At 35.8% G+C, this 15,714-nt stretch carries 14 protein-coding genes and 1 pseudogene; 4 read left to right on the forward strand and 11 right to left on the reverse strand.

Going from position 1 to position 15,714, the window contains the following annotated elements:
* Nucleotides 1–227: 227 nt before the first annotated feature.
* A complete protein-coding gene (locus MKY51_RS11970; RefSeq protein ID WP_339172346.1) occupies nt 228–1,679 on the reverse strand; it encodes an aldehyde dehydrogenase family protein in 1,452 nt (483 codons plus the stop codon).
* Between the two features lie 313 nt (nt 1,680–1,992).
* On the opposite strand from MKY51_RS11970, the pseudogene MKY51_RS11975 reads away from it, so the two are divergent.
* From MKY51_RS11975 to MKY51_RS11985, 3 genes and pseudogenes are all read left to right on the forward strand, one after another.
* Nucleotides 1,993–2,872 (forward strand): annotated as a pseudogene (locus MKY51_RS11975) (carbon-nitrogen hydrolase family protein).
* The gene (locus MKY51_RS11980; RefSeq protein WP_339172348.1) at nt 2,862–3,542 is read left to right on the forward strand and encodes a GNAT family N-acetyltransferase; all 681 of its coding nucleotides are present in this window, start codon (nt 2,862–2,864) and stop codon (nt 3,540–3,542) included. The pseudogene MKY51_RS11975 and the gene MKY51_RS11980 overlap by 11 nt, the downstream one beginning before the upstream one ends.
* The gene (locus tag MKY51_RS11985; protein ID WP_339172351.1) at nt 3,542–4,213 is read left to right on the forward strand and encodes a GNAT family N-acetyltransferase; all 672 of its coding nucleotides are present in this window, start codon (nt 3,542–3,544) and stop codon (nt 4,211–4,213) included. The genes MKY51_RS11980 and MKY51_RS11985 overlap by 1 nt, the downstream gene beginning before the upstream one ends.
* Nucleotides 4,214–4,333: 120 nt before the next feature.
* Here the strand turns inward: MKY51_RS11985 and MKY51_RS11990 are convergent, their stop codons facing one another.
* From MKY51_RS11990 to MKY51_RS12010, 5 genes are all read right to left on the reverse strand, one after another.
* On the reverse strand, nt 4,334–5,674 hold the full coding sequence (locus tag MKY51_RS11990; RefSeq protein WP_339172353.1) for an LLM class flavin-dependent oxidoreductase: 1,341 nt from the start codon (nt 5,672–5,674) through the stop codon (nt 4,334–4,336).
* 40 nt (nt 5,675–5,714) lie between these two features.
* Nucleotides 5,715–6,728, reverse strand: a complete 1,014-nt coding sequence (locus MKY51_RS11995; protein WP_339172355.1) for an ABC transporter substrate-binding protein — start codon at nt 6,726–6,728, stop codon at nt 5,715–5,717.
* Between the two features lie 84 nt (nt 6,729–6,812).
* Nucleotides 6,813–7,634 carry an ABC transporter permease gene (locus MKY51_RS12000; protein ID WP_339172358.1) on the reverse strand — a complete coding sequence of 274 codons (822 nt, stop codon included), beginning with the start codon at nt 7,632–7,634 and terminating at the stop codon, nt 6,813–6,815.
* A 15-nt stretch (nt 7,635–7,649) separates the two neighbouring features.
* On the reverse strand, nt 7,650–8,450 hold the full coding sequence (locus tag MKY51_RS12005) for an ABC transporter ATP-binding protein (protein ID WP_339172361.1): 801 nt from the start codon (nt 8,448–8,450) through the stop codon (nt 7,650–7,652).
* 271 nt (nt 8,451–8,721) lie between these two features.
* Entirely contained in the window at nt 8,722–9,798 is a 1,077-nt protein-coding gene (locus MKY51_RS12010; RefSeq protein WP_339172363.1) for an aldo/keto reductase, read from the reverse strand.
* 240 nt (nt 9,799–10,038) lie between these two features.
* On the opposite strand from MKY51_RS12010, the gene MKY51_RS12015 reads away from it, so the two are divergent.
* Entirely contained in the window at nt 10,039–10,539 is a 501-nt protein-coding gene (locus tag MKY51_RS12015) for a nucleoside-diphosphate sugar epimerase (protein WP_339172365.1), read from the forward strand.
* A gap of 172 nt (nt 10,540–10,711) precedes the next feature.
* Here MKY51_RS12015 and MKY51_RS12020 read toward each other — a convergent pair whose 3' ends face one another.
* From MKY51_RS12020 to MKY51_RS12040, 5 genes are all read right to left on the reverse strand, one after another.
* A complete protein-coding gene (locus tag MKY51_RS12020) occupies nt 10,712–10,855 on the reverse strand; it encodes a hypothetical protein (protein ID WP_339172367.1) in 144 nt (47 codons plus the stop codon).
* A gap of 521 nt (nt 10,856–11,376) precedes the next feature.
* Nucleotides 11,377–12,297, reverse strand: a complete 921-nt coding sequence (locus MKY51_RS12025; protein ID WP_014823179.1) for a hypothetical protein — start codon at nt 12,295–12,297, stop codon at nt 11,377–11,379.
* Nucleotides 12,290–13,600, reverse strand: a complete 1,311-nt coding sequence (locus MKY51_RS12030) for a DUF3696 domain-containing protein (protein WP_339172370.1) — start codon at nt 13,598–13,600, stop codon at nt 12,290–12,292. Before MKY51_RS12030 ends, MKY51_RS12025 begins: the two co-directional genes overlap by 8 nt.
* Nucleotides 13,593–14,714, reverse strand: a complete 1,122-nt coding sequence (locus tag MKY51_RS12035) for a DUF262 domain-containing protein (RefSeq protein WP_339172372.1) — start codon at nt 14,712–14,714, stop codon at nt 13,593–13,595. Before MKY51_RS12035 ends, MKY51_RS12030 begins: the two co-directional genes overlap by 8 nt.
* Before the next feature lie 73 nt (nt 14,715–14,787).
* Nucleotides 14,788–15,693, reverse strand: a complete 906-nt coding sequence (locus MKY51_RS12040; protein ID WP_339172375.1) for a site-specific integrase — start codon at nt 15,691–15,693, stop codon at nt 14,788–14,790.
* Nucleotides 15,694–15,714: the final 21 nt, after the last annotated feature.

A 15,714-nucleotide genomic window follows, 5' to 3' on the forward strand; every position in this document is an offset into this window, starting at 1 on the left:
GCTATACAAATAAAAGTTGATTTATTGTTATAACAATAAGCCTATCTTAACAATACCCTTTTATATAGCACAACTCAATTCCTATTTTTTCTCATTTCAAGTAATTTTGATTATATAAAAACCTAAATCATGTCTGTATCAAAAGTCTTATCTAAAGGAATGCTTTATATTTCTAAAAATAAAAAGACCTAATCAAAAATTCTGATTAGGTCTTACTTTAATGAATATTAAAACGGATATTCTCGTGGATCTGTCTGAACAGAAATCCATTTGGTTGTTGTGAATTCATGGATTGCCCATTCGCCGCCATATCGGCCTAAACCTGAAGCTTTTTCTCCACCAAAGGCAACGATCGGTTCATCATTGACTCCCTGATCATTCACGTGAATCATTCCTGTAATAATTTGTTTAGCCACTTCCACACCATGTTCTGTTGTACCAGCATGAACGGCACCGCTCAGGCCATAGTCGCTGTCATTGGCAACACGAATTGCTTCTTCCTCACTGTCTACAACAATTACCCCTACAGCAGGTCCGAAAATTTCTTCCTGTGCAATCGGCATATCGTTTGTAACATTCGTTAAAATAGTAGGAGCCAGTACATTTCCATCCACTTCACCTTGTAAAGCGTATTCTGCTCCTTTCTCGATACTTTGGTCGATTAATCGTTGAATTCGATTAATTTGTTTATTATTAATTAGTGGACCGACAACTACATCGTCATTTTTAGGATCACCGTATTTAATTTTGGATGCTCTATCCACAAATGCTTTTATAAACGACTCATACGCTGGACGTTCTACAACAATCCGGTTTAGCGACATACAAATCTGCCCGCTGTTTAAAAACTTTCCGAAGGCCGCTGAAGCTGCTGCTCTTTCTACATCCGCATCCTTCAAGACAAGCATGACATTGTTTCCGCCAAGTTCTAGCGCTACACGTTTTAAGTTTCTTCCGCACACCTCTCCAATATGGCGTCCTACTTCTGTAGAGCCGGTAAACGAAATAATTTGTGGAATAGGATGCTCAATAAATGCATCTTTAATTTCGGATGAGCTGCAAACAGTAATATTTAACAACCCTTTAGGGATGCCGGCCTCTTCAAAAATTTCACCTAAAATAAGTCCGCCTGAAATCATTGTCTGCAAATCCGGTTTAAGCACAACGCCATTACCTGTTGCCAAAGCCGGTGCCAGTGAACGCATCGTTAAATGGAACGGGAAGTTAAATGGACTAATAATCCCTACTACACCCGCAGGATTATGATATACGCGGTTCTCTTTTCCCGGAATGATGGATGGCATGATTTTCCCATGCATCCGGAGCGGGAATGTAGCCGCTTCTTTCATAATGCCAATTGCGCCACTAATTTCAATATTGGCTTTCGTATGGGAAGCCCCATTTTCTTCAACTAAAATCTGAACGATTTCTTCTCTTCTTTGCTCAACAATTTGGGCAGCTTTTTCTATAATTGCTTGTCTTTGATAAGCATTAACCTGTTCCCATTCTTTTTGCGCTTCTTTGGCTGCTTGATAGGCCTCATCTATATCCTTTACATTTGCCAACCGTATTTCCGCAATCGTTTCCTCGTTGTAAGGATTCTGGTCTACGTATACTTTTTCGCTGTTTCCTTCTCTCCATTCGCCACCAATAAACTGCTTATTCCATTTTTTATCCATAAGTATCATCCTTTCCAACGTTACATGCATTAAATTTCACTGAAAATGTCACGCGTCTTACTTTGTTGCATGTACATATAACACTTAGTACCCTTGATTCGTCATTTTATTACCATAAATATCATTTTTTTATTTTTCCTATAATGATTTTCTTCTATTTAAGGATTTTGCCACGTTAGTATAAGTGAAAATCTTCACAATATACATGAGTTACGGATGCATTTCCACATACGCATTGAAATAAACTGAAAAACATACTATTATCGCTAGTAATATATTGGTAATATTATGTAAAAATAGCAAGGAGGTCCATATGAAACTACGTGTATCAACGGTTCAATACCATCTTCATACGATTCGATCATTTGAGGATTTTGCTCAGCAAGTAGACCATTACGTGCGGGCTTCCCTAGAGTTTGAAACGGATTTTATTTTATTCCCTGAATTTTTTACTACGCAGCTGTTATCAATAGGCAACGATAAAGGAGAACCACTTTCCATCAATGAGCTTCCTGACTTTTACAGTGCAGTACCTTGATTTATTTACAAGTTTAGCTGTTAAAACAAAGACGCATATTATCGGCAGTACCCATGTCATACGGAACAATGACAAACTCTACAATGTCGCTCACTTATTTTATCCGGATGGCACGGTTGCCACACAGGCGAAACTTCATATTACCCCAACCGAGGTAAACGAGTGGAACATGGCGGCAGGTGATGAGTTACACCTTTTTGATACAGAAAAAGGTAGAATTGCAATTTTAACGTGTTACGATATCGAGTTCCCTGAAATCGTACGAATGGCAAAAGCTCGTGGCGCAGATGTTATCTTTTGCCCATCTTGTACCGATGATCGCCACGGCTTCCATCGTGTTCGATATACAAGTCATGCCCGCGCTATTGAAAACCAAGTATATGTCGTTACCGCTTCTACTGTCGGGTCGCTTCCTACCATTGATTTTATGCGCTTGAATTTTGGACAGTCCGCGATTATTGCACCAAATGATGTCCCGTTCCCACCGCGTGGCATCGTCGTTGAAGGAGAGCTCAATAACGATATGGTTGTTACGGGGGATTTAGATCTGGCACTGCTTTATCAAGTACGCGAAAAGGGCTCAGTAACAACGTGGCGTGACCGTCGTACCGATTTGTACAATGACTGGGAAAGCAGTTTTATCAATGTACCGTAAACAGTTTTATGTGTTTCAAGACAGCAAGCCAATCCTTGCGACAATCCGGAATTACACGCCTGCAGATTTTGATGCCCTTATCCGTATTCAACAGGATTGCTTTCCTCCCCCATTTCCTTCAGAACTATGGTGGAGTGAAGAACAGCTTATAAGTCATGTTACACATTTCCCGGAAGGTACACTTTGCATTGAAGTGGATGGCCAACTCGTCGGTTCCATGACGTCTTTGCTCGTTGATTTTGACCCAAACGATCCCATACATACGTGGGAGGACATAACCGATAACGGCTATATTCGAACTCATAATCCAAATGGCGATACGCTCTACATTGTTGATCTTTGTGTGCGCCCAGCTTATCGCAGTTTAGGGCTTGGTAAATGGCTCATGCTTTCGATGTACGAAATCGTCATTGAGAAAAAGCGCGTTCGTCTGCTTGGCGGCAGCCGCATGCCGAATTATCATCACCATGCCGACCAGCTTTCACCAGAAGCGTATATCGAAGCCGTTTTGCGTGGTGAAATACACGACCAGGTCATTTCGTTTCTACTACGCTGCGGTCGCATGCCGATACAAGTTGTACCCCAATATTTAGAGGATGAAGAGTCGCATCATTATGGTGTATTAATGGAATGGCGCAATCCTTTCGTCCAAATCAAGGAGGCTTATTAATGGATTATAATCGCATAACATCAATTACCGATCCACTGTTTGCAGATATGTATGAACTATTAAAAACGGTGTTTCCACCGGAGGAAGTATTAGCATTTGATTTATGGAAAGAACCGCTGGAAGATCCAAGCATTCGCGTATTTGTCGCTGTCCATGAAGGTGAAGTCGTTGGGACAACAGAGTACCGCTATTATAAAGATTTGAATGTTGGCATGACCGATTTTACAATTATCGGCCGAGAAGGGATTGGCGTCGGTCGTTTTTTAGCAACAAAACGTGCGGCAGATTTACAAGCATTGGCACAGGAAAACAACAAGCAAATGGCGGGCATGTTTGCAGAAATCTATGACCCGTATCGTGTAGACGATCACGGCTTTGGCGGAGTAAAACCAATGGACCCGTTCGTCCGCCGTGAAGTGTTATCACATTTAGGCTATAAACGGCTAAACTTCCCGTACGTCCATCCATCATGGCAGTTGGACGGGACAGCTGTAAGCGGACTTGATCTATGCTTTATGCCCGCTGACTACGAACAAACCGAGTTAAATGCATCACTGATTGCGACGTTTTTAAAGACGTACTATGCAGTATTGCCGGAAAAGCCAGATGCATGGGTAGAGATGATCGAGCAGCTTGATGCAAAGGAAAGTGTGGAGTTGTTGGCGATTTAATAGTATTTAATTATATTAATCGTAACTCAGTTATCTGTTTCTCACAAACAAAGCACTTCAGGTTCTAAGTACATTAGAAACTGAAGTGCTTTTAAATTATCAGAAACGCTAAATTACAGATTAAAGTGGAACTTTTTGCTGTATATATGGATTAACCGGACGTTTTAAGCCAAGGTTTTCACGTAATGTTGTACCTGCATACTCCGTTTTAAATATTCCTCGTCGCTGTAGTTCTGGAATTACTAGTTCTACAATGTCGTTGAAGCCTTGCGGGAAAGTTGGTGCCATTATATTAAAACCATCAGCCGCTTCATTTTCAAACCATTCCTGCAACTGATCGGCGACTTGAGTTGGCGTCCCAATAATTTCTCGATGCCCGCGAGCCCCTGCAATATTATTGTATAATTCCCTCAAAGTTGTTAACCTTTTTGCCTCTACAATACCTTTCACAATACTCGCTCGAATATTCGGGTTCGTGCCGTCAATTTGCTGACCATTAAAATCTGGAATTGGCCCTTCAAAGTCGTGCTCCGATAAATCTACCCCTGTAAAACCGGATAGATAAGCCAACCCTACTTCTGGCGTGATATAGTTATTTAATTGCTGGTGTTTCGCAATTGCTTCCTCTTCTGTTTCAGCTACAACAATGAAAGCCCCTGGCAATATTTTAAGGTCTTCAGGATTACGACCGTATTTTGCTAAACGGCCTTTAACATCTTTATAAAATGCTTGTGCATCCTCCAGTGTTTGCCATGCTGTAAAAATAACTTCAGCTGTTTTCGCAGCCAGCTCTTTTCCTGCCTCCGAAGAGCCTGCCTGTACGATTACCGGATGGCCTTGTGGTGTGGACGGCGCATCCAGTGTTCCTTTCAGTTTAAAGAATTTCCCCTCATGATTTATTTCAGTCACTTTATTTAAGTTGTAATAATGACTATTTTCCTTGTCAATTACCAATGCCTCTTCATCTATCGAATACCATAGCTTTTTCACAACATCTACAAATTCATCAGCACGCTCATAACGTTCTGCGTGTTGAAAGTGTGCATCACGGCCAAACAGCAATGCCTCTCGCTCATTGGCTGAAGTGACAACATTCCAGGCTGCACGGCCGTTTGATAAATGATCAATTGCTGCAAACTTACGTGCTACATGAAACGGTTCATTATATGATGTTGTTAATGTTGCTGTTAAACCGATATTTTTCGTAACAGCAACTAATGCAGAAATAATCACGACCGGATCCAGCTTCAATCCTGAGTGTGCATTTTCTAAAATCGGTTGACCAAATACATCTGCAAAAAATAAATTATCAAACTTACCGCGCTCCGCAACTTGTGCGATTTCTGTTAAATAGGCTAAATCTGTTACTTTACGAACTTCGGTTTCGGGATGTCTCCAGCTCGCAACATGGTGACCCGGCAGATTAATAAACGCACCTAAACTTAATTGTCTTTTTGTCATTTTAATATTCTCCTTTTTTCGTTAAATTTAGTTAAAAAATTTATTTGGCATATGGATTGTATTCATTTGTGAATAGATTCTCTAACTTCACTTGACCCTTTGGTAAATCACCATTCTCCACTAACCAATCGATCCAGATTTGGAATTCCTTTTCTGCAATTTTTCCACCTTCTTCAGCAATACCTGTACTCTTCCAGTATTTTAAATTTTCCGTTGTTTCACTACCTTCACGTGCAGAAACAATTTCCTCAAATTTTGCAATGACTTCTTCACGGGGTGTTGTTCTAGCCCATTCAATTGCTTTCGAAACTCCTTCTACAAATGTTTTAACTGTGTCAGGATTTTCTTCAATATACTTTTCAGTAAAAAAGAATTCGCCTGCTGTAAATTCACCAAATAAATCGGTATCTTTAAATACCGGATAAATGCCGCCAGTTTCTAAAGCGCGTTCTTTCCCGATACCGCTAAGTGCTATAACATCGATTTGACCAGCCCGTAAAATTTGCTCTGCACTTGCGCCTGGTACAACGACTAATTGAACCCCTTGAATTTCATCTTCTGTTAAACCGCCATCACGTAAAAATTGTTTTACTGCAAACTCAGAGTGCGCCCCTAAAGTGTTCATTCCGATTTTCTTGCCGATTAAATCTTTCGCTGTTTTAATGCCACTGTCGTCCAATGTGTAATAGCCGATAAATGTATTTTCATCACTTCCGTAAGAGCCTACAACAGATTTAATCTTTACACCTTGTGCATAGGATTTAATAATGGCACCGTTAAATGCTGAACCGAAATCGTTTTCGCCTGTTGCTGTTAGTTGAATACTTTCTGGACCGCCGACCATATCACTTACTTTTTCCAGCTCTAAATCCCCCAGATAACCAAGGGCCTCCGCTAATTCAGGGAATATTACATTTCCTGGTGTGCTTTGATATTGTATAACTCGATCTTGACCATTTGCGCTTGCTGTACTCCGTGAATCATTTTTTGAGCACGCTGCTAAAGCTCCCAGACTTACACTTAATACGACTATTAACAACCAAATTTTTTTCATGCTACGATTCCCCTTTTCCTGTTTAAATACAATATACATAACTAAACAAATAAAATTAGTAGGTTTTAGTTAAAAATAAAATATTTACTGCTTCCATCGCGAGAAGTAGCGCTCTGCACCTGAAAGGCCATAGTTAATCAATAAGCCTAATAATGCAATAGTAATAATGCCCGCATACATTTCAGCTATTAGGAAATTATATTGCGAATACGTAATAAAATAACCAAGTCCCGCTTTTGCACCAATCATCTCAGCAGCAATCAATACTAAAATCGCACCCGTCCCCGCCATACGAATACCAGTAAAAATCGTCGGGACCGACGCAGGTAAAATAACTTTGTAAAACAATTTAAAGGAAGAAATATTCATTGAGCGAGCTGATTTAATTAATAATGGATCCACATTTTTTACAGCAGAAATAGTATTTAATAAAACGGGCCAAGTACATGCATATAAGACAATTGATATTTTAGAAACTTCACCAATCCCTAACAGTAAAATAAATACTGGTAACAGCGCTAATGCTGCTGTGTTACGGAATAGCTCCAAGATTGGTGTTAGTAACTCTCTTGCTAACGGATACCATCCAATTAGCAGACCTAATGGTATCGCTATGACTAATGCTAATGCAAAGCCAAAAAGTGAGCGTAAAATACTCGCCTCAAAATGTCTCCATATTTCTCCTGTTATAAATAGGTCCCACCAAGCAAGAATGACCTCGGAAAATGGCGGTAAAAATGTCTTGTCTACAAAATCTAGCTGTGGGGCCAGCTCCCATAATAATACAAACAAAATAAGTACGATTGATTTCTTAAAGGCTTTTATTATGATTGAAAGTGATTTTCCGGAAGCCCTATGTCGTTTATTCGGTTCTTCGATTTGCGTCGGTTTATTTAGTGTTACCATCTAAAAACCCCCTTCTTAAATGTGTGCGCCTTGATATTCCGGTTCATGCAATAAACTCCAAACCTCATGCCTCGCTTTTACGAATGCAGGGTTTGATTTAATATCTGCGTCTGCTAAACGATTGTTCAATGGAATATCTATAATCTTTTTGACAGTACCGGGATTGGCTGAAAGAACAACAACCCGTTCTCCTAAGTACACGGCCTCATCAATTCCATGGGTAATGAAAATAATTGTCTTACCTGTCTTCTTCCAAATGCGCAATAATTCCGTTTGTAAAGTTTCACGAGTTTGCGCATCTAATGCGGCAAATGGTTCGTCCATTAATAATACATCTGGATTGAATGCTAAACTCCGCGCAATTGCTACTCGCTGCTTCATCCCGCCTGATAATTCATGCGGATAGCGATCAGAATAGTTTTTCAAGCCTACTAGGTCCAAATAATAGTCGGTTCTTTCTTGCCACTCCTTTTTCGGAATACCTTTCGCTTCTAACCCAAATTCAATGTTGCCGCGTGCAGTTTTCCATGGAAATAATGCATATTGTTGAAAGACAATCCCACGGTCCAGTCCTGGTCCGTTAATTTCACGACCATCAATAAGAATCCTGCCTTTTGTCGGGCTCGTTAAACCTGTCAACAAATCGAGTAATGTAGATTTTCCACATCCACTCGGCCCTACTAAAGTAATGAATTCACCCTCCTTTACTGAGAAGTCAATGCCTTGAATAGCGGTAAATTCACGTTGTGCCCCTTTTTTGTTTTCATCTCGGACTAAGAAGTTTTTGGAGACTTTTTCAAACTTGATCTTTTCCATTGTTAACCCTCCAATTTCATACAATTCCAATTATAATAGTATGATTATTGCAAAAATTTTTTTATATGAATCGTCCACTCACAATTAGTTAATCCCCCTTTCAGTTAAAACAAAAGGCTCCCTTATCAATTAGATAAGGGAGCCTCTAGTATCTCTAGTGAGCTTGCTAAGCCATATATTGAAATTAATAATAAATAAAACGGATTTAAATGTCAACTAGTTTTATTGGAATTATCTGATTATATTTTTTTATTTTGCTAGAAGTCGTTAATTATAAGCCGGTCTTATTTTTTCTATCCATCAACTTAATGTATTCGTCTAAATAGACCTTTTCTGCATTTGAAGCTCTATCCAATGTATTCATAGCACGGTGCCATGATGGATAAATAGGTTCCAGTGCTGTTAAGTTATTAATTTGTGAAATATCCTCGTTTGTTAATTTTAAATTATAGGATGCTATATTCTCATGCAACTGTTCTTTTGTTCTTGCAGACAAGATAATTGAATCTACATTTGGTCGATCACGCAGCCATGCAAGAACAACTTGCGCTACTGTCGCTTTATGTTTAGACGCAACATCTTGCAATAAATCGATTAGATTATAAAACAAATCCGGATTTTTAATATATGTTTCCGGCCAGCCATTTTCTTGTCTTGTACCTGGTTCGAACATTTTGTTTCTTGTAAATTTACCAGTAAGCAGCCCCTCACCAAGTGGAGACCTAATACTATTAGCAATGCCCAATTCTTTACCGGCCGGCAAAATTTCGTACTCTGCTTCACGAGATTCCGGTGTGTAATAGATTTGCTGAGCAATTGGCGGTATCATATTATTTTCTACTGCCCACGTATGTGTCTTCGCAAGCGCCCAGCCGTTGTAATCGGCTACACCCCAATGACGAATTTTCCCTTTTTTAATTAAGTCATTCATCTCTTGGACCGTTTCACTAACGTCTACTTGACCATCCCAACAATGTACATAATATAGATCAATATAGTCCGTGCCAAGTCTTTTTAATAGCGCATCTATCGATGAATCAACATTGATTAAAGCTCCCGTATCGGTTGGTTTATCTATCAGCTGAAATCCTTTTTTACTGCTGATGATCATATCCTGGCGTTTATCACGTATCGCATTGCCAAAAATAACTTCCGCATCACCTTTCGCATACATATTGGCTGTATCAAAATGGTTGATGCCTTGATCCATTGCATAATCCACCATATAATTTGCGGTTGCCTGATCCATCGCCCCCGCGTCTTCAAGACCGTTTGTACTGAACATCACTGTACCTAATGCATATTTAGAAACATTCATACCTGAGTTGCCAAATAAATTATAATCCATCATTATCCCTCCTATGCCTTGTGTTTTCCCATGTTCCATATTAAATAAAACATTCTACGGCCATTACAGGATAAATTGCACAACTACTGAAATCCTTTACTTCTTTGAATGACTCAAAAAATAGTTGATTAATATAAAAATTCGGGTAAGAAAATAGATAACTTAGTGCTTAGGGGGTTTGTAAGTGAATGTGCCTCCCCCTTTACTGTTAAATTAAATCGTTGGAAGGAAGTGTTTGAGATGAGTAAGAAGAAAGAAATCAAAAAATTAAAAGACCATGCATTTGCGGATCTTTGCTTGATCGAAAAAGAATTTCAGCAAATTGTAAAAAATACATCGAATCAATCAGGTGCTTTTAAATGGGTGGACTTATTGAGCGATTATGAGTTGGAGGAGTTTTATGGACGCCGCAGGGACCGGAAATATGCAACACTCACAGTCGAATTGTATTCATTAACCGAACAACTGCTAAAAGACATTTATAAAGTTTATTTTAAGCATAAATACAAAAATAAGTCCGACATGAACATAATTCTTGATTTAGAAAGAAAACTGGGAGATCACTTAACTTTCAAGAATAATACTAAGTTATTGGCGAACCTCAGAAGCTGTATTGTTCATGAAGAATTCTCTTTAAAATCTGCACGAAAAAGAATAAATATAAAAAAGAAAAATAGAATCTTATTTAAACAATTGATGAAAGATGTTGACCTGTATATTGAAAATATCGCATTGAAATGACTTTATGCGAAACTGGATTCTATTGCCGGTAAATCCTATTAATCATAATCCGTTCAAATGAAAAGGTCAGCCAGAAGTACTGGTCGACCTGTTTCATGGGAGTATAAATTCGATTAAATAAAAAGCCACACCAATAACATGTGGCTCAATTAATTCACTACAGTTAAAAATTTCAGATGGTGAGTACATAATAAATGACATAGAGCCAACCGAACAGCCCATGAATAATCGCCCACAACACAGATTTATTAACGCTCCATGAAATAATGATAGCAAGCACCATACCAAAACTTACACCACCAATTTCAATCTTCACAATCACCCATCCTCTCTGCTGTCTTATCATTTCACAACATGTATAACGGAAATCATCAATTCCAATTCACGAAAATGCAGAAGGCACTTTTATTCATTTGGAGATATCCACAATTCTGCGAAGTTATTTACCTTGGTGACAGTTTATTCGTTTTGCTCTCCACAAATGATAATTAAAGTTGTGCAATTGCCTATGTAATTTTGTAATTAGATTTATGAACAAATTACAAATAAGAAGATTCCAAGCTTCTAATGATTTCTTTCAATCGCACTTTGTTCACCATGCACACATTTTGTACACTTCATAATTCAATTTTGTATGCTTTAAAATACGATATTCAAAATTCATCTAAAAAAAACTGCCCGAAACCTAATTTACAAGGTTTCGGGCAGTTTTCTTTTTTGTATTATGTTGACCATAATCACTTTTTACGTCCCAGGAGGACGTAGTATAGTCCATAAAACCTTTGATAATACTAGATTAATTATTTGTTTGTGTAAAATTTGTGTAAACTTTTTATATTAAGATTTATAACTAACTGTACCCAAATGTTTACCACAATGCCCTATATAAATAATATCATCTTCTTCATCAAAATAATAATGAATGCGTGTATTGTTACCAATTTTAACATGCCATTCAAATATTTCTGATTGCTTACCTGGGATACTAAAAGTTCTTTGTTTCTTATATCTGTCTACATCCATAGTTGCCTTTGTTTCAGGAGAAATTTTCATTTTTGTAGCTTCATAAAATCTTTCTTCTCTTTGTTCCCCCGACATAGCAGGTAATCTTTCAAAATTATTCAAGCCCTTAAAAGCTTCATATACCTTGTATTGATTCCCTTGAAAATTATGTCTTTGTGCACTCTTTATAGCTGAAGAAAGTATTTTTATATTTGGAAATTCCTCATTAATTTTCTCGAAAACTTCTGAAATGTTCGAAAACCTTAAGCTATTTAGAAAATACTCCTCTAGCTTACTTAATCCAAGATAATTGCTAATATCCCCATTTAAACCATTAACATTATAAACATAATTATCTTCTGTTATGTATTTCGGATTTTCAAAAGAAATAATAGGGAAGCAATTATCTAAAACATTTGAATATAAATAATTATATTCAAATGTATTTTTCAAAACTTTTGGATTCGTTATTAATTCCTCATATCCATCAAAATTCTGTACAAATTGAAAGTATGGTCCAGAGTTCATTACTGTAATAATGGTAACTAAAGTTGTATCTTTTTCCATTCGTTCATGAACTAATTTCTGCAGAGTAGATCCTTCTACATTAATACTCCACAAATCTTCCGTTATACTTATTACGCAATCTTTCTCTCTTAAAAAGTTAATCAACATAGTAAGCTCTTTGAAACGTTCTAAAACAAAATCCTTTTGAATATCAACAAAACACCCATGATTAAGTATGAACTTATTCATTGTTAATCAATCCCATTAAATCTAAATAACTTTGGTCAAAGAAATCTTTTGGCCAATACTCTATTTTGCCATTAGAATCAATCTGAACCTCAGTTACATTAGTACCATTACTATCTGATTCAAAAAAGTACACGTTTACATATTCAAGTAAATTAGGATTTTCTTTAATATTTCTTCTTAATCTATTAATCATGTGCTCACTATGCGTTTCAATAATTAGCTTACGATTTTGATTAATTGCTGCTAAACATAAATCTATAAATAAAGATTGTAATTTGGGATGTAAATGTACTTCAGGATTTTCTATCAAAATAATATCATTCTTTTTACTACTTAAAATCATGGTAATGATAGGCAAAATTTGAGATATACCAAAACCTACTTGATCTAAAGTTAACTCCATCCCCGAATCTTTATTTCCTATTATAATATTATACAAATCTTTCTCTACTTTTTTAGAGCTTATCGTATATTGTTCTCCCAACATTTTCTTTATCCAAATAGTAAATATTTCTCCAAATTGAACTTTTTTACTCTTATACTCAAAATCAACTATAGTATCCCATTTCTTATTAATTACTTCTGCAGTAAATTCTCCAGATAACCCTAACTTTTGATCCAAAGAATTATTTTCAGAAATAAAATCTTGTAATCTTAATGCTTTAATATAATGAATTTTATTTGAATCGATTTTTAACATTACATTTCTAATTTTTTCGTAAATATTCGAACCGATAGTTCTATCTAACATATCCAGTCCCTTACAAATAATCGCCGAAGGTATTAGATTAGGCATTTCACAATAACCTACATCTTTATCTCCCTTTACACTATAAATATATCTTCCAGACAAGTCTTCAAGTTTAAAACTTAAAATACTCATTTTATCTGAACCAGATTCTGAATAATTAACTTCTAAAGAATCTAATATAGGGTAATCTTGTATATCAAAAATTGTAATATTGTCATATAAGTTAGGGTTCTTATATATATAAAAAAACTCAAGATAGTTCAAATCAAATTCTTTTAACACTGCTTTGTCTACTGAATACCCCAATTCAATTCCGTCTGTATTCAAAGCATTTTTATTAAGAATTCTTGAAAATGAACCTAAATTCAATTCTTCATTCAATGTTAAAACAGGAAAATGTCTAGATTTATTCTGTGCTAACAAATACAAAGCTTGTAAGAAAGAGGATTTACCAGAGTTATTTGTTCCAGATACTAGAGTAAGTCCAGGTAAGTCAAAATAACTACTTTCATCATAACATTTGTAATTCCTTACATTGAAACTATTAATCATGTGACTCCTCCTCAATAATTTCTTCCATTTTGGTTAACCATATTTCAAACCTACAATGAACAGTCCTCTTAGCTAAAGTATTCGTAGAAATTGATTTTATAAATTCATCATTATTTGTAGTTAAGTCATCATAAAGAGCCTTAATCTTGTCTTTATTCTTTAATAAAACTTTAGGATTATATATTGAAAATGAGTATGTTAATACATCAAATAAAGACATATTTATTACCCTTCCATTATTTCTAATAAATGCCTTAGGACCTAATACTTGAAAAATCACTTCCATAGTTTCATTAAAATGTTCTTCCCAGATAGTAGTATCTTGGTTAAAATACTCATAGAATTTTTCCATTGTATCATTTAAAAACGCATTCATATTTCCATTATAATCAGTATCATAGTCTTTAACACAAAAAGATAAAAAACGTAATACTGCTTCCTCATTCTTTAAACGTTTTTCAGACAATTTACCTTTGGTTAATTTTATAAAAGAAGCTTTTTTTGAAAGTTTCTTCAAAATCTCATTTTGTCCATTTCTATACATACTATTCCTTAATTCTTGTGCATTTAACTGAGTAGCACCTTCATTGATTCTTTCAAATATATCAAATCTAATATCTGGATGAGAATTTTTCTTAATTATAAATATATGAAGGATATAATCCTCTATTTTCCTTCCTTGAGATGTTAAATCTTTGAAATACTTCCTATTCAAATCTGTTAATACAGGAAGGGACGATAGTCTGTACTCATTATTAATAAATTCAAAGAATGCTCTCAGCCTTTGTTGTCCGTCTACTACCTCCCATTTACCATCATCAAGTTCAGCAAAATAAAATGAAGGGATAGGAATATTTCTTATTACAGACTCAATCAATTTAGACTTCTTAGAATTCGGCCAGACTGGGTTTCGTTGATAAAAAGGTTTTACAATAATATCTCCCCTTTTATACCGACGATAAATTTCAAAAACAGAATAAGTCGCCTTTTCTATATTCACATGTCGTTCTTCTTCGGATAAGTAATCTAATTTATTTCCTTCTTCCTCAACATCTAAAATTTCTGCTTCAAATAACTCCATTTGATCATTATTTTCATTATGTATATCTGCCATCTTTACACCCCTTGCCATATAAAATATTAACTTCATTATATTCTATATGGTCTCATATCACCATTTATTAATTCTACAAGTATTTCTCAACTTCACTACAATCTACTTCTATATAATGCTCGGTAATTGTTTGCAGAGATCTATGCCCAGATTGTTTAGCTATTGTTACAAGATCAGCACTTTTGTTGTACATACTAGTTATTTGAGTTTTTCTAAAAGTATAAGGTGGAAAACCAAGCCATTGGTGAATTAGTCTATTATAGCTCCTTTCACTTATCATTTTATTTTTATAATTCCCCCATTTATCAATTGAACCTACAAGATAATTATTCTTATTAAGCTTAAAGGCTTTAATATACTTTTCTATAGCTAAACTACATTCCAATGTTAAACTTTTTTCTTTCATTTCACCTTGTTTCTTCAACATTACCCAAACTTTCCTATTAATTAAATCAATATCTGAAACTTTTAACCTAACCATTTCAGATGGCCTATTAGCCGTAATTAAATTTAAATAGCAAATAGCTCGCTTACGAATCTCGGACTTATTATTTGTATTGAACTTATTTATAAGCGCAATGACTTCTTCTTGATTTTCAGCGCGGACACCGCGCATTGGCTTTAATCTTAAATATTCTTCTGTATTATATAATTGCCGAATTATTTGAAGTCTTTTTTTCTGCAAAGAAGTTTGTTCCAGGTTAAATACCGTAGATAAATAGAATTTAATACCCGCTGCACGTCTGTTAAATGTTGAGTACTTAATCCCCTTTACAGTTATTAATTGATGTAAATATTTTTCCATTGAATCGAAATCTTGGTTTCGATATTCAGCTTCACAAAAGCTAACGAACTTCTTAAAATCCGAATAATACATAGCTTTCTTACGATTAATTACTTGTGCAATCGATTCTTCTACTTTAAAATCAGTTCTTAATTTATCTAAGGGAATTATTGGACTACTCTTAACAAACACCATCAATCACTCCTATATTCGTTA

Source organism: Solibacillus sp. FSL R5-0691 (assembly GCF_037974225.1).
Classification (GTDB): domain Bacteria; phylum Bacillota; class Bacilli; order Bacillales_A; family Planococcaceae; genus Solibacillus.